Raw genomic sequence first — 22492 nt, 5'->3', positions numbered from 1 at the left:
GCCGAGCCTGCGGGTCGACGACGTCCGCCTGGCCGGGTCCTCCCCGCCCGCGTGGGGTAGTCCAGTGATTTCTGGCTGTTGGGGCGGGTAGTCCAGTGACCTGTGGTCGTGGCGAGCGTGATTTCCCGGCCACTTCTCACTGGACTACCCCACCGCGCGGCCGCTGACTCCCCGCCGGAAAAACTTGACTCGTTCAAGAAAAGGGGGCAGGGTGGAACGCGATGGACGACCACGCGACCGAGGCCGAGTTCGAGCACCTGCTCCGCAGCGCTGACCTGAGGGTCACCCGCCCGCGTCTCGCCGTCCTGCGCGCCGTACGCCGCCACCCGCACGCCGACACCGGCAGCGTCCTCGCGGCCGTGCGCTCCGAGGAGCCGACGGTCTCCCACCAGGCCGTGTACGACGTGCTGGGCGCGCTCGCCGAGTCCGGGCTGGTCCGCCGGATCCAGCCCGCCGGCTCGGTCGCGCGCTACGAGCTGCGCGTCGGCGACAACCATCACCACGTGGTCTGCCGCTCGTGCGGCGTCGTCGCCGACGTCGACTGCGCAGTCGGCGTACGCCCGTGCCTCGACGCCTCCGACACCCACGGCTTCGTCGTCGACGAGGCCGAGGTCACCTACTGGGGCCTCTGCCCCGCCTGCTCCACCGACACCGCCACCTGACACCCGCTCGTGATCTCGACACCCCATCCGGAAGGACAGCCATGACCGACAACCAGGACACCGCACCCGAGAGCCCCCAGGGCGTGGACCGCAAGGCCGAGGCCGGCTGCCCGGTCATGCACGACTCCGTCACCGCGGAGGGCAGCGAGAGCGAGAACCCGGTCATCGACGCGCCCCAGCCCGAGGGCCACCGCCCGCGGACCAACCAGGACTGGTGGCCCAACCAGCTCGACCTCTCGGTGCTGCACGCGCACTCGCCCCGGGGCAACCCGCTCGGTGCCGACTTCAGCTACCGCGAGGAGTTCGCCAAGCTCGATGTCGAGGCGCTCAAGGCCGACATCGCCCAGACCCTGCGCAGCTCGCAGGACTGGTGGCCCGCCGACTTCGGCCACTACGGCGGCCTGATGATCCGGATGAGCTGGCACTCCGCCGGCACCTACCGCGTCCAGGACGGCCGCGGCGGCGCGGGCGACGGCGGCCAGCGCTTCGCCCCCCTCAACTCGTGGCCCGACAACGCCAACCTCGACAAGGCCCGCCGCCTGCTGTGGCCGGTCAAGCAGAAGTACGGCCAGAAGATCTCGTGGGCCGACCTGCTGGTGCTCGCCGGCAACGTCGCCCTGGAGGACATGGGGTTCGAGACCTTCGGCTTCGCCTTCGGCCGCGAGGACGTCTGGGAGCCCGAGGAGATCTTCTGGGGCCCGGAGGACACCTGGCTCGGCGACGAGCGCTACTCCGACGACCGCGAGCTCGGCGAGGGCCTCGGCGCCGTCCAGATGGGCCTGATCTACGTCAACCCCGAGGGCCCCAACGGCAACCCGGACCCGGTCGCCTCGGCACGCGACATCCGCGAGACCTTCGCCCGGATGGCGATGAACGACGAGGAGACCGTCGCGCTGATCGCCGGCGGCCACACCTTCGGCAAGACCCACGGCAACGGTGACGCCGACCTCATCGGCCCCGAGCCGGAGGGCGCCCCGATCGAGAACCAGGGCCTCGGCTGGCTGAGCTCGTACGGCTCCGGCAAGGGCGCCGACACGATCACCTCCGGCCTCGAGGTCACCTGGACCGACGTCCCGACCCAGTGGAGCAACCGCTACTTCGAGATCCTCTTCGGCTACGAGTGGGAGCTCACCGAGAGCCCCGCGGGCGCGAAGCAGTGGGTCGCCAAGACCGACGACGAGATCATCCCCGACGCGCACGACCCGTCGAAGAAGCACCGCCCGACGATGCTGACCTCCGACCTCGCGCTGCGCTTCGACCCGGCCTACGAGAAGATCTCGCGCCGCTTCCTCGAGAACCCCGACCAGTTCGCGGAGGCCTTCGCCAAGGCCTGGTACAAGCTGCTGCACCGCGACATGGGCCCGGTCGGCCCGCACCTGCTCGGCCCGTGGGTCCCCGAGGCCCAGCTGTGGCAGGACCCGGTCCCGCCGGTCGAGGGCGAGCTGGTCTCCGACGCCGACATCGCCTCGCTCAAGGAGAAGCTGCTCGACTCGGGCCTCTCCGTCTCGCAGCTGGTGTCGCTCGCCTGGGCGTCCGCTGCGACCTTCCGCCGCACCGACAAGCGCGGCGGCGCCAACGGCGCCCGCATCCGCCTCGAGCCCCAGCGTGGCTGGGCCGTGCACGCCGACCTGGACCTCGACGCGACCCTCGGGGCCGTCGAGCGGGTGCAGCAGGAGTTCAACTCCGCCGGCGGGGCGCAGGTGTCGCTGGCCGACCTGATCGTCCTCGGTGGCGCCGCGGCGATCGAGAAGGCGGCCAAGGACGCCGGCCACGACGTGACCGTGCCGTTCACGCCCGGTCGTACGGACGCCACGCAGGACCAGACCGACGTCGACTCGATGCGCTGGCTCGAGCCCCGCGCGGACGGGTTCCGCAACTGGACCCGCCCCGGCGAGAAGCTCCAGCCGGAGAAGCTGCTGGTCGACAAGGCCTACATGCTGGGTCTCTCCGCGCCGCAGATGACCGTCCTGCTCGGCGGCCTCCGCGCCCTCGGCGCCAACGCCGGCGGCACCGCCCACGGCGTGCTGACCGACCGGCCGGGTGTCCTGACCAACGACTTCTTCGCCCACCTGCTGGCCCCGGGCACGCAGTGGAAGGCGTCGCAGTCGGACGAGGGCGTCTACGAGATCCGCGACGTCGCCTCGGGCGAGCTCAAGTGGACCGCCACGGCGGTCGACCTGGTCCTGGGCTCGAACTCCCAGCTCCGGGCGCTCGCCGAGGTCTACGCCAGCGAGGACGCGCGCGACAAGTTCGTCGCCGACTTCGTCGCGGCGTGGGCACAGGTCATGGACAACGACAGGTTCGACCTGCGCTGACCCGTACGCCTCCCGTACGCCGGCAGCCCGGTCCCCGCTCGGGGGCCGGGCTGCGGTGCGTCCGGGCGCGACGCGACGGTCGCGGAGGTCCTCGGCGCGCCCTAGCGTGAGGACATGGTCGACCACGCCACGCCCAACCTGCCCGCGCGCGACCTCGACGCGACCACCGACTTCTACTCCGCGCTCGGCTTCGAGGCGACCTACCGCGACCCGGGCTGGCTCATCCTCGAGCGAGGCGGGTTGAAGCTCGAGTTCTTCCCCGACCCCGGCATGGACCCGGCGTCCACGGCCGCCGGCTGCTGCCTGCGGGTCGACGACGTCGACGCGCTGTACGCCGCTTGCGTCGAGGCAGGCCTGCCCGAGAGCCACCTCGGTTGGCCGCGCCTTCACCCGCCGAAGGCCGAGGACTCCGGCCTGCGCATCGGGGCGCTCGTCGACGGTGACGGCAACCTGCTGCGGCTCGTGCAGAACCCCTGACCTACGTGCCGGGCTGCGGCTCGGCCTCGTCGCCGACGCTGATCGTGCCCGACGTCAGCAGCCGGAAGACCGTGCCGCCGCGGGGCGAGCGCAGTGCCTGCATCGCCCCGGGCCCGAGCCAGTCGTCGAGGAGCCGGCAGGGCGCGGCGATCCGTACGACCTCCAGCTCGACGTCCGCGATGCGCATCCGCTCGCCCGGCCTCGTGGGGATGGGTCCGCAGGTCAGGGTGACGTTGCGGCGGGTCAGGCCGGGATCGACGGACCGGCCCAGCACCTCGGCCGCGGCTTCGAGGTCGTCGAGCGCCTGCACCGTCACGTGCCGGTGCCTGCTGCCGTGGTAGCGGTCGCCCACCAGGCCCGCGCCCGCCTCCGCCTCGACGGACGCGACGGACTTCGTGGGCAGGCGGCGTCCCGGGGCGAGGTGGATCGAGTGGACGCGGGAGCTCACGCGGAGACCGTACGTGGACGTGCCGCGCGATCCGGCCGCCGATCGTCCGGGTCCGCGGGCATGATCGAGCCGTGACCGACCTCCTCGACCCCAAGGCAGCCCTCCACCACTACCTGCAGGAGTCGCGCGAGGCGCTGCTCTGGAAGCTCGAGGGGGTGGGCGAGCGCGACCTGCGACTGCCCCGTACGCCGACGGGCACCAACCTGCTCGGCATCGTCAAGCACGTCGCCAACGTGGAGATCGGCTACTTCGGACCCACGTTCGGCCGGGAGTGGCCCGACCCCGACCACCCGCTGGTGGTGACGGACGCGGACTACGACGCGGACCCGCAGTCCGACTGGTGGGTCCGCGCCGAGGTGTCCGCCGCGGAGGTCGTCGACTTCTACCGCGAGGTGGCCGCCTTCGCCGACGCGACCATCGCGGACCTGCCGCTCGATGCCGTCGGCACGGTGCCGTGGTGGCCCGGGGAGCGGAGCACGGTCTCCCTCCACCGGGTCGTCGTCCACGTCATCGCCGACACGACCCGGCACGCCGGGCACGCCGACATCCTCCGCGAGGGCATCGACGGCGCCGCCGGCCTCACGGTCGCCGCCGCGAACCTGCCCGACGTCGACTGGCCGGCGTACGTCGCCCGGCTGACGCGGGTGGCGGAGCGGTTCGAGCCGCCGTCCGATCCGGATCCTTCTCACCCCTAGGGGTTGAGGTCCGCGCCGATCACTGGTTCCATTCGGCGGATGGAATCCGAGGCGGCAGCTGTGGCGGCAGAAGCGACTCCGGGCGAGTGGGAGTGGCTCGCGTCGATCGAGGACGCGATCAACTCGACCTTCGACCCGGTCGCCGACGCCGTGGCATCCGTCATCTTCTACGCGCCGACGCTCGGCGGGGTCACCTTCCCGCTCATCGTGCTCTGGCTCGTGGTGGCGGCCGTCGTCTTCACGATCTACTTCAAGGGCATCCAGTTCACGTCGTGGCGGACCTCGTGGGACCTGGTCCGCGGCAAGTTCTCGCGCGCCAGCGACCCCGGTGAGGTCACGCACTTCCAGGCCCTGTCCTCGGCGGTGTCCGGCACGGTCGGTCTCGGCAACATCGCCGGCGTCGGCGCGGCGGTCACGCTCGGCGGTCCCGGAGCGACGTTCTGGATGATCATCGCCGGGCTGTTCGGCATGTGCACCAAGTTCGTCGAGTGCACCCTCGGCGTGAAGTACCGCGAGGTGCACGAGGACGGCAGCGTCACCGGCGGTCCGTTCCGCTACCTGCCCATCGCGTTCGAGCGCTTCGGCAGCGGCGTGTCCCGCACGCTCACGATCGTCTTCGCCGTCGCGCTGTTCTTCTTCGGGGCCGTCGGCGGCAACATGTTCCAGGCCAACCAGACCTTCGCCCAGGCGCGTGAGGTCACCGGTGGCGAGGACGGCTTCCTCGGCTCGTCCGGCTCCGCGCTGATCTTCGGCCTCGTCCTGGCGTTCCTCGTCGGCGCCGTCATCATCGGCGGCATCACCTCGATCGCGCAGGTCACCTCCAAGCTCGTGCCGGCGATGGCGATCCTCTACCTCGGCACCTGCCTGCTGGTGATCCTGGGCAACATCCCCAACATCCCCGCGGCCATCGGCGAGATCGTCACCGGCGCCTTCAACCCCGAGGGTGTCGCGGGCGGTGCGCTCGGCGTCCTCATCATCGGCTTCCAGCGCGCCGCCTTCTCCAACGAGGCGGGCGTCGGCTCCGCACCGATCGCCCACTCGGCGGTCAAGACCAAGCACCCGGTCAGCGAGGGCTTCGTGGCGCTCCTCGAGCCCTTCATCGACACCGTGGTCATCTGCACCATGACGGCCCTGACGATCGTCATCGCCGACTCGGCCTACTACGCCGAGCAGCGCGAGGTCGTGGCGGGCGGCGGCCCGACCCCGGACGGCGTGGTCGTCACCTCGCGGGCGTTCGAGACGTTCCTGCCGCAGTTCCCGGTGATCCTCGCGATCGCGGTCGCGCTGTTCGCCTTCTCGACGCTGATCACCTGGTCCTACTACACGATGAAGGCCTGGACCGAGCTCTTCGGCCGCTCGAAGCGCAGCGAGGCGATCTTCAAGATCGTGTTCTGCATGTTCACCGTCATCGGCAGCGTCATGACCTTCACGTCGGTCCTCACCTTCGCCGACTCCATGCTCTTCGTCTGCGCGATCGTCAACCTCCTCGCCTGCTACATCCTGCTCCCCAAGGTGCGCGAGGAGCTGCGGTCGTTCCGCGAGGGGCGGCGTACGGGCGCCATCAAGGAGGTCCCGGTCGAGGAGCGCGCCACGACCTGATCACCGGCCGCCCCTCACCGACCTCACCCACCCCCATCGGTGCGGACAGCTGGGCGAAGGTGGTGACCGCGAGGGCGGTGACCAGGGCGATGCCGGCGAGCACCACGCCGGCGTCGAGGAAGCCCGACCAGCCGCCTCCGGGGCGTACGCCGACCGCGAGCAGGCCGGCGGCGGCGAGCACGACCCCGGTGGTGGCGAAGATGCGGTGGGGTCGGCCGGGGGCGACGCCGGCCATGCCGCCGCGCAGGATGCTCCACACCACGAGGACCGCGGTCCCCCAGGCCAGGCACACGAGGACCGCTCCGACGATGTCGGCAGGTCGGTGCCAGCTGGCGACGAGCATCGCCGTCGCCGTCACGGTGATCGCGCCGGAGCCGACGAGGGAGACCGTGGTGCGCGCCTGGCCAGGGACGACCAGCAGGGCCGCCAGCACCAGCGACACGACCACCGTCGCGTGGCCGCTGGGATAGCTCGAGACGGTGAGGTTGCCGAAGTCGGGCCGCTCCGACCACGCCTTCAACGCCTGGGTGGTCAGGTTGGCGCCGAGGACGAGCGTGCCGGCCGCCGCGGCGGCGGGATAGCGGCGGCGCAGCACGGCGGTGCCGATGAGCAGGACGACGGCCAGTGCGATCGACCCCAGCGAGACGTTGCCCAGCACGGCCACCAGCTGCCGGGTGGCGGCACGGTCCCCGACGACGACGTCCATGCCGGCCTGGTCGAGGGCCTGCCCGAGCCTGGTCTGCTGGCTGCGGTCGCCCAACCACACCAACGCCACCGAGCTCAGCAGGCAGACGCCGAGGCAGGCTGCGGTGCTCCGCCAGCGCTGCCACTGCTCGCGAGCCGGCCGCACCGCCGTGGCGATGCGCTCGGTCGTCATGCCGCCATCGTGGCACGCGATGTCACAGCAGCGGACCGGCAGCGCCCCGGCGTCGGCCGGTCGAAAGTCGCAGGCGCGATGTCGGTGGGTCGTCCTAGGGTTCCGTCGTGCCCCTGGACGACCTCGACCCGATCCCGGCGGACCCCGCAGCCCCGCAGGTGGAGGCACACCTGCCGCCGGGTGTGACACGCGGTGCCGAGACGCTGCGCGCCTTCCGGCGGGTCCTCGCCAACACCCTCGTCGCCAACGTGACGTCGAGCTTCCTCTGGTTCGCACTCACCTTCTGGGCCTACCTCGAGACCCGCTCGGTGATGGCCACGGCCATCATCGGCGGCGGCTTCATGCTCTTCACCGCCGTCTTCGGCACCTACTTCGGCACGCTCGTCGACCGGCACCGCAAGAAGCAGGTGATGGTCGCCTCCTCGACGGTCACCCTCGTGACCTACGTCCTGTCCGGCGGCCTGTGGCTGCTGCTCGGCGAGGACCGGCTGGCCGACTGGGGCAGCCCCTGGTTCTGGCTGTTCGCCGCGGTCATCCTCGTCGGCGGGGTGGTCGAGAGCCTGCGCAACATCGCGCTCTCCACGACCGTCACGCTGCTGGTGCCCGAGGACGGCCGTGACAGGGCCAACGGCCTGGTCGGCACCGTCCAGGGCATCGCGTTCATGATCACCAGCGTCTTCAGCGGCCTGAGCGTCGGCCTGCTCGGCATGGGCTGGACCCTCGCCATAGCGATCGCGCTCACGGGCGCGTCCCTGCTGCACCTGGCGCCGATCGCGATCCCGGAGCTCGACCCCGACCCCGACGCGGCCGGCTCGCGCTTCGACGTGCGTGGCGCGATCTCCGCCATCACCGCGGTGCCCGGACTGGTCGCGCTGATCCTCTTCTCGACGTTCAACAACCTCGTCAACGGCGTCTACATGGCGCTGATGGACCCCTACGGCCTGACCCTCTTCAGCGTCGAGCTGTGGGGCATCGTGCTCGGCGTCACCGGCCTGGGCTTCGTGGTCGGCGGCGGGCTCGTGGCCCGCTTCGGCCTCGGCGCCAACCCGGTCCGCACGTTGCTGCTCGTCAACCTCGGCATCGCCGTGCTCGGCATGACCTTCACCCTGCGCGAGTGGGCCTGGCTCTACGTCCTCGGCCTCTTCGCCTTCATGGCGATCATCCCGGCGGCCGAGGCCTCCGAGCAGACGATCCTGCAACGGGTCGTCCCCTACCGCACCCAGGGCCGCGTCTTCGGCTTCGCGCAGAGCGTCGAGGTGGCGGCGAGCCCGATCTCGGCGTTCATGATCGGCCCGATCGCGGAGTTCGCGCTGATCCCCTACATGGAGTCCGCGGAGGGTCGTGAGACCTGGCGGTGGCTGCTCGGCGACGGGGACGCTCGCGGCATCGCGCTGGTCTTCCTCGGTGCGGGCGCGATCATGTTCGTGACCGTGCTCGTCGCGCTGGTCTCGGCTCCCTACCGCCGGCTGTCCGAGGCGTACGCCGCCGCGCCGCCGCAGCAGCTCGAGGCCGCCGGGACCGTCGACTGACCTGTTGACCGAACCGTCGTCAGGCCGGCATCCGGGCGTCGAGGAACCGCACGGTCCGGTCCATCGCGGCGACGAACGCCGGACCGAAGGCGTGCGCGTCGTCGTACCACTCGAGCGTGGCGTCGACGCCTGCACGGGTCATGGCCCGCTGCGTGGCCCGCGCCCACTCCGGCGGGCAGGTGTCGTCGAACCTGCCGTGCACCATCAGCACCGGCTCGGTGATCTCGCCGAAGAGCGGGCGCGGCGAGACCCCACGCCAGAACCCGGGGTCCTCGGCCGGCAGGCCGTGCCGACCACGGAAGCCGGCCTTCAGCTCGGCCAGGGGTGCGTCCGGTCGCTGGAACTGCGCGAAGTTCTCGGCCTCGAGGCTCGACACCGACGCCCACCCGACCCCGGCGGCGAACAGGCCGGGCTCGGCGGCCAGCGCCTTCATCATCACGCCGCCACCCATCGACCGGCCGAAGAGCGCGATGCGGTCGGGGTCCACCCGGACCTCGCGGGACTTGCGCAGGGCGTGCAGCGCGGCGATCGTGTCCCCGGCATAGCCGAGCCGTACGGCCGTCTCGACCCGCGGGTCGTCGGTCGACTCCGCGTGGTTGCGGTAGTCGACGTGCAGGGCGACGTAGCCGCGCTGTGCCAGGAACCCCCGCTCGCGCGTCATGCCCTGCCCGCGGACGTAGACGGCCGGGTCGATGTAGCCGTGCGCCAGGACCACGGCGGGGAACGGTCCCCGCCCGGTCGGCACGTTGAGCACGCCGCTGATCCGCAGCGGCGACGTGCCCCTGCCCGCCGTCGTCGAGGCGAAGGTGACGTCGTACGACGTGTACGCCGCCGTCCGCTCGCGCACCGTCCCCAGCCGGAGGTCGCCCCCGGTCAGGTCAGCCCGAGCCAGGGCGGCCATCGAGATCGGATCGACCGGGTCGGGCTCCTCGGTCGGCTCTTCCGCGGGGTCCTCGGCGGGCTCGTCCGTGGGGTCCTCGCTGGACTCCTCGGTGGGCTCCTCGGAGGCGTCTTCGGCGGGCTCGGGCGCACTGGTCGCACTGGTCGCACTCGGCGCCTCGTCCGGGCTGCCGGGCGTCGACTGCTCGCTCGTGCACCCGGCGAGCAGCACCGCCACCGCTGCGAGCAGCACGACCGGGGCACCGAAGGGCCTGCGGGCTCGGAGCCGGTGGGCGTCCATGCGCTCCAGTGTGCGGGAGGGCTGGTCACATCCCGGGCCCCCGGCTCGTCATCGGGTTGGAATGATGCGATCGACGAAGGGTGGAGTGATGGACCAGGTGAAGGCCTTCGAGGCCGAGCGGCCGCGCCTGCTGGCCCTGGCCGGCCGGGTGCTGGCCGACCATGCCGAGGCCGAGGACGTCGTGCAGCAGGCGTGGCTCCGGCTCGACCGGGCCACCACGCGCGACGGCACCGACATCGAGAACCTGCCCGCGTGGCTGACGACCGTCACCACCCGGCTCTGCCTGGACCGGTTGCGGGCGCGTACGCCGCTCCCGATGGACGACCTCGACGACGGCGCCGAGGTCTGGGCGCAGCGGCCCGGCGACCCCGCCGACGACGTCGCGCTCGCGGACACGGTGGGAGTCGCGCTCCAGGCGGTCATCGACCGGCTCTCGCCGCGCGAGCGGGTGGCGTTCGTCCTGCACGACAGCTTCGGCTTCGAGTTCGCGACGATCGCCGCCGTCCTCGAGACCACCCCCGCGGCCGCCCGCAAGCTCGCCTCGCGCGCCCGCGCCAAGGTCGCCCAGCCCGCCGCCGAGGACGCCCTCGCCGACTGGGAGGTGGTGGACGCCTTCATGGCCGCGGCCCGCGGAGGGGACTTCGAGCGGCTGCTCCAGCTGCTCGCCCCCGACGCCGTCGTCGGCGCCGACGAGGCCGCGATCCTCGCCGGCACGCCCGCCTCGATCGAGGGGCGTGGCGAGGTCGCGGCGTTCTTCAACGGCAGCGCGCAGGCGGCGCTGGCGGTCTTCGTCGGCGACCGGCCGGCGTCGGCCTGGTTCCACCGCGGTCGTGCGGCCGTCGTCTTCGACTTCACCGTCGAGGCCGGCCGGGTCGCGGCGATCACCTTCCGCGCCGACCCCGGCGTCCTCGACCGGGTCGTACGCCGCGACGGCGCGTCGCCGCGGTGAGCGCACCGGTCACACGTGCAGCCCCCGGATCGTCGAACCACCACAAGCCCACGGAGGAGAACCCATGAAGACCATGACCTGCCGCCAGCTCGGCGGCCCGTGCGACCTCGCGCACCGCGGCGAGACCCACGACGACGTGATCAACGCGCAGGACCAGCACCTCAAGCAGGCGGAGAAGGACGGCGACGCCGCCCACCAGCCCGCCCGCGACGAGATGAAGAGCCGCTGGCGGCACCCGAAGAAGTCGCTCGGCTGGTACCGCGAGATGAAGCAGGCCTTCGCGGACCTGCCGGAGGACTGACCTCCGCGACCGTCAGCGGCGGGCGCGGCGGTCGGCGAGCACCCAGGCGGCGCCGGATGCCGCAGCGGTGACGCCGAGCACGGACGGCCAGGTGCCGACCTTCTTCGCGAGCGGGTGCGAGACACCCATCGCGGTCCAGTACGCCGCGGTCAGCCCCGCGGCCAGCGGCGCGCCGCCCACGGCGTACCACTGGCGGGCGGCGAGCGCGTTCGCGCCGAGCATCGCGACCCCGCCGAGGGGACGTACGCCCGTCTGCTGGGCGAGCGCGAAGCCGCCGACGAGGCCGGTGGCGAGCAGGGGAGCGGTGGGGACGCGGGAGAGGTCGGGCACGCTCCGACCCTAGCGACGCGTCGGCTGCGGCTGCGCGCCGCGGCCGCCCGCGGCTACTTGCTCGGCTCGGGGGTGTCGACGTCGACGTCGGCGCAGTCGACCTTGGGGTTGAGGCCGGCGTAGTTGAGCGGGCCCGCGACGATGTTGAGCGCGATGTCGCTGGCCTCGGAGCAGTTGGTCTCCGCGTCCTCGAAGTAGCCGCGCTGGAAGGCGGCGAACGCGCCGATGACGAGCCAGACCACGAGCAGAATGCCGATCAGTCGTCCCATGGGGACCTCCCTCGATCCTCGCGGCGGGGTAGCCGTACGTCCCACTGTGTCGCTGGCGTGCTCGTCGTGCCACCCTCCCAGGGGTAGGCGGCCCTAGGGTGCGGTCATGACGATCTTCACGGTGGGCTTCACGGTGCTGGCGGCCCTGCTGCACGTCTACATCTGGTTCCTGGAGTCGTTCCGCTGGACCCACCCCTCGACCCGCCGGACGTTCGGCGTCTCCGAGGCGGACGCCGAGGTGCTGGCGCCGATGGCCTACAACCAGGGCTTCTACAACCTGTTCCTCGCGATCATCGCGCTCGTCGGCGTGGCCCTGCTCGGGACCGAGCACTGGGTCGGCTCCGCCCTCGCCCTGGCCGGCACCGGGTCGATGCTCGCCGCCGCGGTCGTGCTCGTCGCCCACGACCGATCGATGGTGCGCGCCGCGCTCATGCAGGGCACCCTGCCCGCGCTGGCGGTGCTCTTCCTGCTGCTGGAGCTCTGACCTGGTCCCGGGCCGGGCTACTGGCCCAGCCAGGCGTGCACCGACGACACCACGGACGCGCCCTCACCGGTCGCGGAGGCGACCCGCTTCATCGAGCCGGCCCGGATGTCGCCGCCGGCGAAGATGCCCGGCACCGTGGTGGCCAGGTCCTCCGGCGGCACGTCCTCGACCCACTGCTCCGGCGGGATGTCGCGCCCGGTCAGCACGAAGCCGTGCTCGTCGCGCAGCACCACGTCCGGGAGCCAGCTGCACTCCGGCGCGGCGCCGAGCAGGAGGAACAGCCCACGCGCCGCCACCCGCTCGTGCGTCCCGGCGTCCACGTCCTCCAGGTCGAGCCACGCGAGGTGCCCCACGTCGTCGGGTCCGCCGTCGACCACCCGGGTCGAGCCGCGGACCGAGATGCGCGGGTTCCACTCGATCTCGTCGATCAGGTAGGACGACATCGTCGCGGTCAGGTCGGGCCGGCGTACGACGATGGTGACCGAGCGCGCGAACCGGGCGGCGTGGATCGCGGCCTGCCCGGCCGAGTTGCCGCCGCCGACCACGACGACGTCGTCGCCGGCGAGCTCGCGCGCGGCCGCCATCGCGGCGCCGTAGTAGACGCCGCGCCCGACCAGCTCCTCGATCGACTCGACCCCGAGGCGTCGGTAGTCCACGCCGGTGGCGACCAGGACCGACCGCGCGCGTACGTCGCCGCCGTCGGTGTGCACGGTGTGGTGCCCGCCGTCGGTGGCGGGGGTGAGCCCCGTCGCCGGCCACCCGGTGAAGAACCGGGTGCCGAAGCGCAGCGCCTGGCCGCGCGCCCGCTGGGCCAGCCGCATGCCCGAGATGCCGCGGGGGAAGCCGAGGTAGTTGCGGATCATCGAGCTGGTGCCGGCCTGCCCGCCGATCGCCTCGGCCTCGAGGCACACCGTGGAGAGCCCCTCGCTCGAGGCGTACACGCTGGCCGCCAGCCCGGCGGGGCCCGCGCCGACCACGACGAGGTCGACCACCTCGTCGACCTCGATGTCGTCGGGCCGGCCGTAGAGCTGGTTGGCGAGGGAGCGTACGTCGGGGCAGTGGCCGCACCAGCCGACCATCGACGACACGACCGGCCAACGGCCCGCGTCCTCGGGGCACTCGGCCATGACCGCGCGACCCACCTCGCTGTCGGGGTGGTGCACGCCCGCGGGCAGCCCGACGCGGGAGAGGTAGTCGAGGAGCTCGCGGGTCAGCGCGTCCTTCTCCGGGGTGATGATGCGGACGTTCTCGACGACGGGTGCCGCGACGGTGGCGTTCCACTCGTTGAGCAGCTCACCGACCGCGAGGTGGAACTCCTCGTCGCGCGGGCCCTGCGGCATCAGCAGCAGCGCGTCGACCTTGCCGGCCGCGACCGCGTGCCGGAACGTCTGGTTGTCCTCGCGGAACCGGCTGACGTGGGTCACGATCAGGCGCCGCGAGGTCGGCACGGCCTGACGGGTGCCGCTGATGAGCCCGTAGAGCTCGTCCTGGTCGTGGTCGCTGTCGATGACGAAGAGCGCGACCTGGTGCCCGCCGGTCATCAGCTCCTTGGCCGTGGCCTTCGCCGAGATCTTGTCGCCGACCAGGCGTACGTCGTACTCCCGCTCGTAGCGCGCGAAGGCCTCGGACAGCTCGGTCTGGTGGTTGGCGGAGGCGATGACGATCGCGGGCGCACCCATGGCCGAATCGTAGTGCGGCGTCGGAGGGCGGTCAGCCCGTCAGGTTGTGGACGTAGCACCAGCGCCACGACTCGTCGGGCTCCGCGGACTCCACGACGGGATGGAGGGTCTCGTGGAAGTGCGCGGTGGCGTGCCGGCCGACCGAGGAGTCGCAGCACGCGACGTGCCCGCAGGTCAGGCACTGGCGCAGCGAGACCCACCGGGTGCCGTCGGCGAGGCAGGTCGCGCAGGCCGCGTCGTCGACGGTCTCGACCGCGGGGTGCGACTCGAGGTCGTCGCAGAGGTGGCCGGCGGTGAAGGCGAGCGACCCGTTGCGTACGCCCTCGCGCGCCGCGGTGCCGAAGTCGAGCATCGACTCCTCGATGTCGAGCATGCCCAGCACCTGGCGCACCACGTCGGAGGCGACCCGGCCCTCGCTGCGGACCTTGAGCACCTTGGTCCGCTCGGCGTCGATCATCTCGTTGCGGATCCGGGCGTAGAGCTCCGACGGCGTCTCCTCGCCCGTCGTGGTGGAGAGCTGTTCCCAGGCGGCGAACGAGCGCTGGTCGAGCCGGGCACGGATCTGGTCGACGACGCCGTGGTGGTCGTCGTACTCGAGCTCCTCGAGCCGGCGGAAGCCGGCGTCGGCCGCCTGCTGGAGCAGGGCCGCGCGGGAGAGGGCGTCCTCGGCGGGGTCGGGGGACGGTACGCCGAGGGCGCGCGTGAGGAGAGGGAGCGTGAGCCCCTGGCCGAGGAGGGTGCCGGCGACGACCGTGAAGGCGACGAGCAGCAGCACCTCGCGGTGCGGGGTGTCCTCGGGGATGACGAAGGCCGCCGCGAGCGTCACCACGCCACGCATGCCGGCCCAGCCGACCAGGAAGGTCCACGAGGCCGGCAGCGGGTTGTCACCCATCCGGCGGAAGAGCAGCGTCGAGAACACCCAGCCCAGGCGGACCACCACCACGGTGAGGAGCGTCGCCGCGCAGACCAGCGCGATGCGGCCCGGCGAGAGCGTCGACTCGGTGACGTCCTCGAGGATCCAGTCGAGCTGGAGGCCGATGAGCAGGAAGACGGTGTGCTCCAGGAGGAAGGCGACCGTGCCCCAGGTGATCCGCTCGGTGATCCGCGACTGCGCGGTCTGGATGATCGGGGCCTTGTGGCCGAGCAGCAGGCCGGCGACGACGACCGAGATCACGCCCGACGCGTGGACCTCCTCCGCGGCGACGTAGGCCGCGAACGGGGTGAGGAACGAGATGCCGGTGTCCATCAGCGGGTCGGTGATGCGCCGGCGCAGCCGGGCGACGACCCAGAAGGCCGCGAAGCCGATGACCGCGCCGCCGCCGGCGGCCCGGGCGAAGTCCAGGCCGACCTCGGCGATCGTGAGGCTGCCCGCCAGGAACGCGATCGCGGTGCGGAGCGTGACGAGGGCGGTGGCGTCGTTGAGGAGGGACTCGCCCTCGAGGATGGTGACCACCCGTCGTGGCAGCCCGATGCGCTTGGCGACAGCGGTCGCGGCGACCGCGTCGGGCGGTGCCACGACGGCCCCGATCGCGATCGCGGCCGCCCAGCCCAGGCCCGGGACCAGCCACTGCACGACCGCGCCGACGGCCAGCGCGGTGACGACGACCAGCAGCACGGAGAGCCGGAGGATCGATCCGCGGTTGGCGTTGAAGTCGACCAGCGAGGTCTGGATGGCCGCCGCGTAGAGCAGCGGCGGCAGCAGTCCGAGCAGGACCACCTCGGACTCCAGGTGGATCGTCGGCAGGCCGGGGAGGTACGACGCCGCGCCGCCGACGACCACCAGCAGGAGCGGGGCGGGCACGTGCAGGCGTTCGCTGACGGCGGTCACGGCCAGGACGACGGCTGCCATCGAGACGAGCAGCAGGGCGATCTCCACCCAGAGATCATCGCGCAGCCCCGGTGGTCCCCGGGCAACTGCCCGACAGGTGCACTCCCGCCCCCACCGGCGGGGGCGGGAGTGCACCTGCCGACCCGTTACCGAGGGGGGGCCTCAGTGCACGACGTCGTAGACCTGGAGCGTGATCCCGTTGCCGTACGCCGCGTGCTCGGTCAGCGCGAGCGCGGTCTTGTCGCCCTCGGCGAAGAGCTTCTTGCCGCTGCCGAGCAGCAGCGGGAAGACGAGCAGGTGGTAGCGGTCGACCAGGCCCGCGCGGGCCAGCCCCTGGGCGAGGGTGGGGCTGCCGTGGACGTGGATCTCGCCGCCCTCGGTCTCCTTGAGCTCGGCGACCGCGTCGAGCGATCGCAGCACGGTGACCTCCCCGTCGCCCCAGGGCGCGGTGTCGCCGGGCAGCGTCGTCGACACGACGTAGCGCGGCATGGCGTTGTAGGTCGCGAACTCGTCCATCGACGGCCAGTGCGGCGCGAACTCGTCGTAGGACTGCCGCCCGAAGAGGAGCGCCGAGGCCTGCTCGGTCTCGCGGCCCTTGATGTCGTAGGCCGCCTCCTCGAACGGGACGTCCTTGAAGGTCCACCCCGCGTGCGGGTGGTCCCCGCCGCCGGGGGAGTCGACGATGCCGTCGAGGGTGATGAACTCGGTGACGACGATGGGGCGCATGGGGCTTCTCCTCTGGTCCGGTGTGGTCTGGTCGGGCGGTCAGGACGCGAGCAGCTCGTCGATCTGGTTGATGGCGGACGAGGCGCCCTCCACGACTCCCATCGCGAGCACCTGCTGCAGGCCCTCGGCGGAGTCGTACGTCGCGACGAACCGCGCGCGGGTGCTCCCGTCGACCTCCGTGAAGTCGTAGACGTTGTGCGACACGGGCAGCTCGGTGTTGGGGGCGAAGGTCTCGTCGAGGGCGAAGCCGTCGTCGAAGGTGAACCGGTCGGGCGCCGAGACGCCGGTGACGTCCCAGTAGCCGTAGTACTTCTCGCCCTCGGGGCTGGTCATGAAGTAGTTCACCCGGCCGCCGGGGGTGAGGTCGTGGTCGACGACCGTGGCCGGGTAGGTCGGGGGGCCCCACACGCGCTCGAGCTGGCGGGGGTCGGCGTACACCTGCCACACGCGCTCGACGGGCGCGGCGAAGTCGGCGGTGATGGTCAGGGTGAGGGCGTCGAGGTCGTGCTGGACGTCGGTGACAGGCATGGGTTCAGTCCGTTCGGTGAGTGGTGGGGTCGTGCCGGGTGTCGGGTGAGGTGTCGTGCTGCTCGGCGAAGAGCTCGTCCATCCGGGAGATGCGGCCGCGCCAGAGCGCCTCGAGGTCGGTGAGCATCGCGCCCACGGACCGCACCGCCTCCACGTCGCCGCTGGCCAGCGCCTCACGACCCTGCCGACGCTTGGTCAGCAGGCCCGCCCGCTCCAGCACGGCGACGTGCTTCTGGACGGCGGCGAAGCTCATGTCGTAGCTGCGCGCCAGGGCCGAGACGGAGTGCTCCCCGGCCAGCACGCGGCGCAGGATGTCGCGGCGCGTGCGGTCGGAGAGCGCGTGGAACCAGGCGTCGGCCCGGTCCTCGTCCTCTGCGGTCATGGGACCAACGTACAACCAAATGGTTGTACGTTGTCAAGGGTTCCACCCCGAGGGATGGTCCTCGCGCATGAAAAAGGCCGGATCCGGTCACGGAGGACGTAGCATCCGACGCTGGCGCGGTCTGCGCGCTGGTACCCGAGGGAAGTGGGGCACTGCCCGATGCACAGGCTCGTGGAAGGACTCCGTCTCGGGGATCGCTACGTCCTGCAGGAGCGCATCGCCTCCGGCGGCATGGCCGACGTCTGGCGCGGCCTCGACGACGTGCTCAAGCGTGACGTCGCGGTCAAGGTCATGCGGGCCGACCCCGACAACGAGGAGATCTTCGCCGAGCGGTTCCGCGACGAGGCCCTCCACTCGGCCGCGCTGCTCCACACCAACATCACCACGGTCTTCGACTACGGCCAGGACGACCACCGCACCTACCTCGTGATGGAGCTCGTCGAGGGCCTCCCGCTCTCCGCGATCATCCGCGAGCAGGGCGCGATGGCTCCCGAGCCGGTGCGCTCGATCCTCGGCCAGGCAGCCCTCGCGCTCGGTACGGCCCACGAGGCGGGCGTGGTGCACCGCGACGTGAAGCCGGCCAACATCCTCGTGCGCGAGGACGGGCTGGTGAAGCTCACCGACTTCGGCATCGCCCGCGCCATCGACACGATCGGCCACACCCGTGTCGGCGAGATGCTCGGCACCCCCAACTACATCAGCCCCGAGCAGGCCGTCGGGCAGACCGCGACGGGCGCCAGCGACCTCTACGCGCTCGGCGTCGTCGCCCACGAGATGCTCACCGGCGAGCGCCCCTTCGACCGCGGCACCCCGATCGCCACGGCGCTGTGCCACGTCAACGAGCCGCCGCCCCCGCTGGAGGACGACGTGCCGGAGGACCTGCGCGCGGTCGTGGCGTCGTTGTTGCAGAAGGACCCCGCCGACCGCCCGGACAGCGCCATCGCCGTCGCGGTGATGCTCGGCATGGCGCCGCCCGAGCTCGCCGACGTCGACGTCGACGCCGCGTCCGGGGCTTCCGGGACGTCGAGCGGCTACGTCGTCCTCCCGGTCACGCCGCTGACCCCGTCGACACCGCTCGAGGCCGTGAAGCCCCCGGACCGCGCGCCGGCCGACATCCCGACCATGGCCGCCGGCCCGGAGGAGCTCCTCGACTGAGGCCTACCTCCGGGTGGCCTCGTCCAGCAGCGCCGCGAGCGCGGCGGGCTGGGTGAACATCGGCCAGTGGCCGGAGTCGAGGTCGACGAGCTCGAGCGCCTTCGCGTCGGCGAGCTCGGGCACGTCGCCCGCGTCGATCCACTCCTGCGCCTGTGCGGGGGTGAACTCCGGGCAGACCAGCGTCAGCGGTACGCCGTGGCGGCGCTCGTCGGTCCAACGGACCGTCCCCTTGGTGACGCCCACCGGCACCGGGTGCGTCCCCGCGGCCACCTCGGCCTTGAGCTCGGGCGACATGTCGTCGGAGTCGGGGCCGGCGAACGGCTCCCAGCCGGGGAAGGCGACGGCGTCTCCGTCGGTCTCGAAGAAGTCGGCGTACGAGCCGCCGTCGGTGGTGGGGAAGCCGCCGATCAGCACCACGCCCGTCACCGCGTCGGGGCGCCGGTCGGCCGCGACCCACGCCAGCGTCGAGGCGGCCGAGTGGCCGACGACGAGGGGCCGACCCTCGGCGGCGTCGACCGCTGCGAGCACGGCACCGGCCTGGTCGTCGTACGTCGCCGAGGTGGTGCCGTCGCCCTGGCCGGGCAGCGTCACCGGGATGCCGCGGTGGCCGAGCTTCTCCAGCTCGGGGACCACGTCGTCCCAGGCGGAGCCGTCGAGCCAGAGTCCGGCGATGAGCACGATGTCCATGGGTTCTCCTTGACCTTGGTCGGTTGAGGTGCCTGACGGACGCTAGACCTCATTCCGGACGTTCCACGTCCGGAATCGATGTCATCATCGACCCATGAGCGAGATCAGCCCGACCGCGCGCGCCCTGCGGGCACTGGACGTCCTCCAGACCCGGCCCGGGATCACCGCCACCGAGCTGGCGCAGCGGCTCGGCGTCACCGAGCGCGCGGCCAGGCGCTACGTCGCGATCCTGCGCGAGGCCGACATCCCGGTCGAGTCGACCCGCGGTCCCTACGGCGGCTACACGCTGGGTCGCGGGCTGCGGTTGCCGCCGCTCGTGTTCTCCGCGACCGAGGCGCTCGGCCTGGTGATGGCCGCGCTCGACTCCCAGCACGCCGTCGCGGACCCCGACGACCCGGTGGGCTCCGCCCTCGGCAAGATCCTCCGGGTGCTGCCGACCAACGTCGCGCGGCAGGCAGTCGCCCTGCGCGAGACCGCGCGTACGGTCCCCGAGCGGGCGTCGGCCAAGCCCGACCCCGGCGTGACCAGCGACCTCGTCGCCGCGGTGGCGGCGCAGCGCCAGGTCCGCATCGGCTACCGGACGGCGGCGGGCAACGCCCGCACCTTCGAGGTGGACCCGTGGTCGGTGGTGGTGCGCTACGGCCGGTGGTACCTGCTGTGCCGCTCCCACCACGCCGACGCGCTGCGCACCTTCCGCATCGACCGCGTCACCGAGGTCGTCCAGCTCGAGGACGGCTTCGACGTGCCGGCCGACCTCGACCCGGCGAAGGAGCTCGAGGCCAACCTCGGCAGGGGGTGGGAGCACGACACCCACGTGGTCTTCGACGCCGCCATCGACGAGGTCCGGCCGTGGATCCGCCCCACGCTCGGCGACCTGCGCGCGCTGCCCGACGGTCGCTGCGAGCTCGTCGGCAGCACCAACAACGCCGCGGCGTACGCCGGGGAGTGGCTCGCGCACGTGCCGATCCCGTTCTCGGTGGTGGGCGGCCCCGAGCTCCGCGACGCCGTGCGCGTGGTGGCCGAGCGGCTGGCGCGGTCGGTCAGCGGCTGACCGCGACCTCCTTGCCCAGCGTCCAGCCGGGCGAGATCGGCAGGTAGTCGCCGCTCCAGAACTTGCCCGGGTCGTACCAGGTCGCCCGGCGGTCGTTTCGCAGGATGCCCATCTCGATGTAGCAGGTCGCCACGATCTCGGCGCAGAACGCCGCCTCCGGCGTGACCTTCCGGCCGCGCTTGCGGTGCGGCACGTAGGCGTCGCGGCCGCGCAGCCACCGGGCGCCGAGCCGGGTGAGGCTGGGGAAGGAGACTCCGTCGAGGCGGGCCACGGCGCGCAGCATGCCGTCCTCCTCCTCGCGGCCGATCTCCGGGTCGAGCTGCCGCAGCCAGGCGTCCTGGTCGTACTCGCCCTGCCACCGGGCCACCGCCTCGCGCAGGTCGTGCAGCTGGACGCCGCGGTGGTGCGCCCCGGTCCACACGTCGAGCTGCTTCTTGCCGAGCTCGGCGTGGAAGATCAGCGGCGGCAGGTCGTCGACCACGACGGCCATCCCGACGTGGTTGACCGGGGAGTTGGTGACGGCCCGGATCGCCCGGTCCGGGGCCCGGCGCCCGCGGAACAGCCAGATGTCGCCGCTGCGGGTGAGGTCGACCGCCTGGTCGAGGGTCAGCGCCGATGCCATGCGCGCAGTCTGCCCTAGCGAGGCCTACGCTTGGCGCCATGCGCGCATGGAAGTGGCTCGGCCTGGCCGGGATCCTGGCCGGGGTGGCCACCGGTGCCGCCATCGCCCGCGACGAGCGCGTACGCCGCCACTACGACGCGGCGGAGATCCGCGAGCGGCTGCACCGGCGCCACGACGAGGCCGTCGCCCGCGAGGCGGGGGACCCGCCACCTGCCGGTTGAGCCACCGCCGGTTGAGCAGCGAGCGCAGCGGCCCACCGCTGGTTGAGCAGCGAGCGCAGCGGCCCACCGCCGGTTGAGCAGCGAGCGCAGCGAGCGTGTCGAAACCCCCTCACCCCGGCCGGTGGTTCTCCCGCCACGCCCGCCGGACCATCTCGGTCAGGACCTCGCGATCGAGGGCGTCGAGCTCCTTGACGTACAGGCATCCCTTGCCTGTGGTGTGCGGCCCGAGCCGGGCGAGCAGGTCGTCGTTGGAGCCGTAGTAGGTCAGGCCGTAGAACGTCAGCGCCGCCTTGCGTGGGGCCAGCCCGACGGCGAACCACTCACGCTCCTTGCCGTCGGCCGTGGTGTAGGGCTGGCGGCCGAAGCCGATCATCGACGACCCCCAGACCACCGGATCGGCGCCGGTGACCTCTCGCATCAGCCAGAGCGCCTTGCGGGCGTCCTCGCGGCGGCGTACGTCCGGCGTCGACTCGATGACCTCGTCGACCGACGCGTCGGTGGGCCGGGTCTTGCGGTCGCTCATGTCGGCCATCATCCCTCCCCCCGCCCCCACGCGGGGTAGTCCAGTGGGAAGTGGCTCCCCGAGTGCCGGGCGTGCAGCCAGAAGTCACTGGACTACCCGGGCGGGCGACTCACGTGGGGTAGTCCAGTGGAGGATGGTCGTGATGTGGGTCCTGTGGCAGCCGATCCTCACTGGACTACCCGGGCGTGCAGCCAGAACTCACTGGACTACCCGCGCGGGCAGCCAGAAGTCGCTGGACTACCCCGGGCGGGTTCAGGCGCCGAGCGCGAGGCGTACGGCGATCGCCAGCATCACGACGCCGATGAGCACGTCGAGGACCTGCCAGGCCCGGGGGTTCGCCAGCCGCGGCGCGGCCAGGCGGGCGCCGTACGCCAGGCCGGCGAACCACGCGACGCTCGCGACGCAGGCACCGAGGGCGAACCACCAACGACCCGTCGGCCCGTGGGTGCCGGCGATCGAGCCGAGCAGCAGGACGGTGTCGAGGTAGACGTGCGGGTTCAGCCAGGTCAGCGCCACCGCGCGGGCCACGACCCCGCCGCGGGACCCGACGGCGCCGTCGCCGACCGCGAGCACCTGGGGCGCCCGGGCCCGCCGCAGCGAGCCGACGCCGTACGCCGTCAGGAACGCGACGCCGAGCCAGCGGACCACCTCGACCGCCCACGGCGCCCGGTCCACGACGACGCCGATGCCCGCGACGCCGGCGACGATCAGGACGGCGTCGGAGAGCGCGCAGATCGCGACCACGAGGCCGACGTGGCTGCGCCGGAGGCCTTGGCGGAGCACGAAGGCGTTCTGCGCCCCGATCGCCACGATGAGGGACAGGCCGGTCAGCAGCCCCGCGACGACGTCTCCCACGCCGACAATCTAGGGCGGTGCCGTCCGGAGCTGGTCTGGACCCCGAGCCACCCCTGACAGTTGTCAGGGTCGCCTGGGGGTCTTATCCCATGGCCGCCTGTTCGCGCCCCCTGCCAGACT

Annotated in this window: 26 protein-coding genes; 12 read left to right on the top strand and 14 right to left on the bottom strand. The window is 72.4% G+C overall.

Annotation, left to right across the window (positions count from 1 at the left end; translation table 11 throughout):
• Nucleotides 1-221: 221 nt before the first annotated feature.
• The 3 genes from IEZ24_RS19030 to IEZ24_RS19020 all read left to right on the top strand — a co-directional run bounded on the left by IEZ24_RS19030 (nt 222) and on the right by IEZ24_RS19020 (nt 3454).
• Nucleotides 222-662: a Fur family transcriptional regulator gene (locus IEZ24_RS19030; RefSeq protein ID WP_129456627.1), complete on the top strand. Its 441-nt coding sequence runs from the start codon at nt 222-224 to the stop codon at nt 660-662.
• Nucleotides 663-703: 41 nt separating this feature from the next.
• Nucleotides 704-2977 carry a catalase/peroxidase HPI gene (gene katG, locus IEZ24_RS19025; RefSeq protein ID WP_129456628.1) on the top strand — a complete coding sequence of 758 codons (2274 nt, stop codon included), beginning with the start codon at nt 704-706 and terminating at the stop codon, nt 2975-2977.
• Between the two features lie 114 nt (nt 2978-3091).
• The gene (locus IEZ24_RS19020) at nt 3092-3454 is read left to right on the top strand and encodes a bleomycin resistance protein (RefSeq protein WP_129456629.1); all 363 of its coding nucleotides are present in this window, start codon (nt 3092-3094) and stop codon (nt 3452-3454) included.
• A gap of 1 nt (nt 3455) precedes the next feature.
• Here IEZ24_RS19020 and IEZ24_RS19015 read toward each other — a convergent pair whose 3' ends face one another.
• Entirely contained in the window at nt 3456-3902 is a 447-nt protein-coding gene (locus IEZ24_RS19015; RefSeq protein ID WP_129456630.1) for an MOSC domain-containing protein, read from the bottom strand.
• A 71-nt stretch (nt 3903-3973) separates the two neighbouring features.
• Here IEZ24_RS19015 and IEZ24_RS19010 point away from each other — a divergent pair, with 71 nt between their 5' ends.
• Nucleotides 3974-4597 carry a DinB family protein gene (locus IEZ24_RS19010; RefSeq protein WP_129456631.1) on the top strand — a complete coding sequence of 208 codons (624 nt, stop codon included), beginning with the start codon at nt 3974-3976 and terminating at the stop codon, nt 4595-4597.
• 39 nt (nt 4598-4636) lie between these two features.
• Nucleotides 4637-6196 (top strand): alanine/glycine:cation symporter family protein, encoded by a 1560-nt coding sequence (locus IEZ24_RS19005; protein WP_129456632.1) that lies wholly within the window; start codon nt 4637-4639, stop codon nt 6194-6196.
• Here the strand turns inward: IEZ24_RS19005 and IEZ24_RS19000 are convergent.
• Entirely contained in the window at nt 6159-7073 is a 915-nt protein-coding gene (locus tag IEZ24_RS19000; RefSeq protein ID WP_129456633.1) for a phosphatase PAP2 family protein, read from the bottom strand. The two genes, IEZ24_RS19005 and IEZ24_RS19000, sit on opposite strands and share 38 nt — an antisense overlap.
• Nucleotides 7074-7180: 107 nt before the next feature.
• Between IEZ24_RS19000 and IEZ24_RS18995 the strand changes: the two genes are divergently transcribed.
• Complete coding sequence (locus IEZ24_RS18995; protein WP_242498591.1) at nt 7181-8602, top strand: MFS transporter; 1422 nt, start codon at nt 7181-7183, stop codon at nt 8600-8602.
• 19 nt (nt 8603-8621) lie between these two features.
• On the opposite strand, the gene IEZ24_RS18990 is transcribed toward IEZ24_RS18995, so the two are convergent.
• A complete protein-coding gene (locus IEZ24_RS18990; RefSeq protein ID WP_224745562.1) occupies nt 8622-9782 on the bottom strand; it encodes an alpha/beta hydrolase family protein in 1161 nt (386 codons plus the stop codon).
• Nucleotides 9783-9870: 88 nt separating this feature from the next.
• Here IEZ24_RS18990 and IEZ24_RS18985 point away from each other — a divergent pair, with 88 nt between their 5' ends.
• Together IEZ24_RS18985 and IEZ24_RS18980 are read left to right on the top strand one after the other, a co-directional pair.
• Nucleotides 9871-10731: a sigma-70 family RNA polymerase sigma factor gene (locus IEZ24_RS18985; protein ID WP_129456634.1), complete on the top strand. Its 861-nt coding sequence runs from the start codon at nt 9871-9873 to the stop codon at nt 10729-10731.
• A 64-nt stretch (nt 10732-10795) separates the two neighbouring features.
• Nucleotides 10796-11032, top strand: a complete 237-nt coding sequence (locus IEZ24_RS18980; RefSeq protein ID WP_129456635.1) for a DUF1059 domain-containing protein — start codon at nt 10796-10798, stop codon at nt 11030-11032.
• A 12-nt stretch (nt 11033-11044) separates the two neighbouring features.
• On the opposite strand, the gene IEZ24_RS18975 is transcribed toward IEZ24_RS18980, so the two are convergent.
• Both IEZ24_RS18975 and IEZ24_RS18970 read right to left on the bottom strand, forming a co-directional pair.
• A complete protein-coding gene (locus tag IEZ24_RS18975; RefSeq protein WP_129456636.1) occupies nt 11045-11362 on the bottom strand; it encodes a hypothetical protein in 318 nt (105 codons plus the stop codon).
• Nucleotides 11363-11415: 53 nt separating this feature from the next.
• Nucleotides 11416-11631: a hypothetical protein gene (locus IEZ24_RS18970; RefSeq protein WP_129456637.1), complete on the bottom strand. Its 216-nt coding sequence runs from the start codon at nt 11629-11631 to the stop codon at nt 11416-11418.
• A 106-nt stretch (nt 11632-11737) separates the two neighbouring features.
• Between IEZ24_RS18970 and IEZ24_RS18965 the strand changes: the two genes are divergently transcribed.
• Nucleotides 11738-12115, top strand: coding sequence for a DUF1304 domain-containing protein (locus IEZ24_RS18965; protein WP_129456638.1), 378 nt, complete (start codon nt 11738-11740; stop codon nt 12113-12115).
• 17 nt (nt 12116-12132) lie between these two features.
• Here the strand turns inward: IEZ24_RS18965 and IEZ24_RS18960 are convergent, their stop codons facing one another.
• From IEZ24_RS18960 to IEZ24_RS18940, 5 genes are all read right to left on the bottom strand, one after another.
• The gene (locus IEZ24_RS18960; RefSeq protein WP_129456639.1) at nt 12133-13794 is read right to left on the bottom strand and encodes an FAD-dependent oxidoreductase; all 1662 of its coding nucleotides are present in this window, start codon (nt 13792-13794) and stop codon (nt 12133-12135) included.
• A gap of 31 nt (nt 13795-13825) precedes the next feature.
• On the bottom strand, nt 13826-15670 hold the full coding sequence (locus IEZ24_RS18955) for a Na+/H+ antiporter (RefSeq protein WP_129456640.1): 1845 nt from the start codon (nt 15668-15670) through the stop codon (nt 13826-13828).
• A 114-nt stretch (nt 15671-15784) separates the two neighbouring features.
• Complete coding sequence (locus IEZ24_RS18950) at nt 15785-16348, bottom strand: dihydrofolate reductase family protein (RefSeq protein ID WP_129456641.1); 564 nt, start codon at nt 16346-16348, stop codon at nt 15785-15787.
• Nucleotides 16349-16387: 39 nt separating this feature from the next.
• Complete coding sequence (locus IEZ24_RS18945) at nt 16388-16876, bottom strand: SRPBCC family protein (RefSeq protein ID WP_129456642.1); 489 nt, start codon at nt 16874-16876, stop codon at nt 16388-16390.
• A gap of 4 nt (nt 16877-16880) precedes the next feature.
• Nucleotides 16881-17258: an ArsR/SmtB family transcription factor gene (locus IEZ24_RS18940; RefSeq protein ID WP_129456643.1), complete on the bottom strand. Its 378-nt coding sequence runs from the start codon at nt 17256-17258 to the stop codon at nt 16881-16883.
• A 171-nt stretch (nt 17259-17429) separates the two neighbouring features.
• Between IEZ24_RS18940 and IEZ24_RS18935 the strand changes: the two genes are divergently transcribed.
• Nucleotides 17430-18413 (top strand): serine/threonine-protein kinase, encoded by a 984-nt coding sequence (locus IEZ24_RS18935; protein WP_207206914.1) that lies wholly within the window; start codon nt 17430-17432, stop codon nt 18411-18413.
• A gap of 3 nt (nt 18414-18416) precedes the next feature.
• Here IEZ24_RS18935 and IEZ24_RS18930 read toward each other — a convergent pair whose 3' ends face one another.
• The gene (locus IEZ24_RS18930) at nt 18417-19100 is read right to left on the bottom strand and encodes an alpha/beta fold hydrolase (protein WP_129456645.1); all 684 of its coding nucleotides are present in this window, start codon (nt 19098-19100) and stop codon (nt 18417-18419) included.
• Between the two features lie 94 nt (nt 19101-19194).
• Here IEZ24_RS18930 and IEZ24_RS18925 point away from each other — a divergent pair, with 94 nt between their 5' ends.
• Nucleotides 19195-20151 carry a helix-turn-helix transcriptional regulator gene (locus IEZ24_RS18925; RefSeq protein ID WP_129456646.1) on the top strand — a complete coding sequence of 319 codons (957 nt, stop codon included), beginning with the start codon at nt 19195-19197 and terminating at the stop codon, nt 20149-20151.
• On the opposite strand, the gene IEZ24_RS18920 is transcribed toward IEZ24_RS18925, so the two are convergent.
• A complete protein-coding gene (locus tag IEZ24_RS18920; RefSeq protein WP_129456647.1) occupies nt 20141-20773 on the bottom strand; it encodes a hypothetical protein in 633 nt (210 codons plus the stop codon). The two genes, IEZ24_RS18925 and IEZ24_RS18920, sit on opposite strands and share 11 nt — an antisense overlap.
• 38 nt (nt 20774-20811) lie before the next feature.
• Between IEZ24_RS18920 and IEZ24_RS18915 the strand changes: the two genes are divergently transcribed.
• Nucleotides 20812-20994 carry a hypothetical protein gene (locus IEZ24_RS18915; RefSeq protein WP_129456648.1) on the top strand — a complete coding sequence of 61 codons (183 nt, stop codon included), beginning with the start codon at nt 20812-20814 and terminating at the stop codon, nt 20992-20994.
• Between the two features lie 109 nt (nt 20995-21103).
• Here the strand turns inward: IEZ24_RS18915 and IEZ24_RS18910 are convergent, their stop codons facing one another.
• Both IEZ24_RS18910 and IEZ24_RS18905 read right to left on the bottom strand, forming a co-directional pair.
• A complete protein-coding gene (locus IEZ24_RS18910) occupies nt 21104-21517 on the bottom strand; it encodes a DUF1801 domain-containing protein (protein ID WP_129456649.1) in 414 nt (137 codons plus the stop codon).
• 252 nt (nt 21518-21769) lie between these two features.
• Nucleotides 21770-22372 carry a LysE/ArgO family amino acid transporter gene (locus IEZ24_RS18905; RefSeq protein WP_129456650.1) on the bottom strand — a complete coding sequence of 201 codons (603 nt, stop codon included), beginning with the start codon at nt 22370-22372 and terminating at the stop codon, nt 21770-21772.
• Nucleotides 22373-22492 lie beyond the last annotated feature (120 nt).

The sequence above is a fragment of the Nocardioides ganghwensis genome, assembly GCF_014779655.1.
Taxonomy (GTDB): Bacteria; Actinomycetota; Actinomycetes; order Propionibacteriales; family Nocardioidaceae; genus Nocardioides; species Nocardioides ganghwensis.
The sequence above is the reverse complement of the archived record's forward strand: the minus strand, read 5'-3'. Positions and strand labels throughout refer to the sequence as shown.

What these genes read in the sequence shown, in the direction of transcription:
- IEZ24_RS18985 (WP_129456634.1), top strand. Translation starts at nt 9,871, where the DNA reads ATGGACCAGGTGAAGGCCTTCGAGGCCGAGCGGCCGCGCCTGCTGGCC.
- IEZ24_RS18960 (WP_129456639.1), bottom strand. Translation starts at nt 13,794, where the DNA reads ATGGGTGCGCCCGCGATCGTCATCGCCTCCGCCAACCACCAGACCGAG.
- IEZ24_RS18990 (WP_224745562.1), bottom strand. Translation starts at nt 9,782, where the DNA reads ATGGACGCCCACCGGCTCCGAGCCCGCAGGCCCTTCGGTGCCCCGGTC.
- IEZ24_RS18940 (WP_129456643.1), bottom strand. Translation starts at nt 17,258, where the DNA reads ATGACCGCAGAGGACGAGGACCGGGCCGACGCCTGGTTCCACGCGCTC.
- IEZ24_RS18970 (WP_129456637.1), bottom strand. Translation starts at nt 11,631, where the DNA reads ATGGGACGACTGATCGGCATTCTGCTCGTGGTCTGGCTCGTCATCGGC.
- IEZ24_RS18980 (WP_129456635.1), top strand. Translation starts at nt 10,796, where the DNA reads ATGAAGACCATGACCTGCCGCCAGCTCGGCGGCCCGTGCGACCTCGCG.
- IEZ24_RS19020 (WP_129456629.1), top strand. Translation starts at nt 3,092, where the DNA reads ATGGTCGACCACGCCACGCCCAACCTGCCCGCGCGCGACCTCGACGCG.
- IEZ24_RS18945 (WP_129456642.1), bottom strand. Translation starts at nt 16,876, where the DNA reads ATGCCTGTCACCGACGTCCAGCACGACCTCGACGCCCTCACCCTGACC.
- IEZ24_RS19000 (WP_129456633.1), bottom strand. Translation starts at nt 7,073, where the DNA reads ATGACGACCGAGCGCATCGCCACGGCGGTGCGGCCGGCTCGCGAGCAG.
- IEZ24_RS18950 (WP_129456641.1), bottom strand. Translation starts at nt 16,348, where the DNA reads ATGCGCCCCATCGTCGTCACCGAGTTCATCACCCTCGACGGCATCGTC.
- IEZ24_RS19030 (WP_129456627.1), top strand. Translation starts at nt 222, where the DNA reads ATGGACGACCACGCGACCGAGGCCGAGTTCGAGCACCTGCTCCGCAGC.
- IEZ24_RS18965 (WP_129456638.1), top strand. Translation starts at nt 11,738, where the DNA reads ATGACGATCTTCACGGTGGGCTTCACGGTGCTGGCGGCCCTGCTGCAC.
- IEZ24_RS18910 (WP_129456649.1), bottom strand. Translation starts at nt 21,517, where the DNA reads ATGAGCGACCGCAAGACCCGGCCCACCGACGCGTCGGTCGACGAGGTC.
- IEZ24_RS18915 (WP_129456648.1), top strand. Translation starts at nt 20,812, where the DNA reads ATGCGCGCATGGAAGTGGCTCGGCCTGGCCGGGATCCTGGCCGGGGTG.
- IEZ24_RS19005 (WP_129456632.1), top strand. Translation starts at nt 4,637, where the DNA reads ATGGAATCCGAGGCGGCAGCTGTGGCGGCAGAAGCGACTCCGGGCGAG.
- katG (WP_129456628.1), top strand. Translation starts at nt 704, where the DNA reads ATGACCGACAACCAGGACACCGCACCCGAGAGCCCCCAGGGCGTGGAC.
- IEZ24_RS18930 (WP_129456645.1), bottom strand. Translation starts at nt 19,100, where the DNA reads ATGGACATCGTGCTCATCGCCGGACTCTGGCTCGACGGCTCCGCCTGG.
- IEZ24_RS18925 (WP_129456646.1), top strand. Translation starts at nt 19,195, where the DNA reads ATGAGCGAGATCAGCCCGACCGCGCGCGCCCTGCGGGCACTGGACGTC.
- IEZ24_RS18920 (WP_129456647.1), bottom strand. Translation starts at nt 20,773, where the DNA reads ATGGCATCGGCGCTGACCCTCGACCAGGCGGTCGACCTCACCCGCAGC.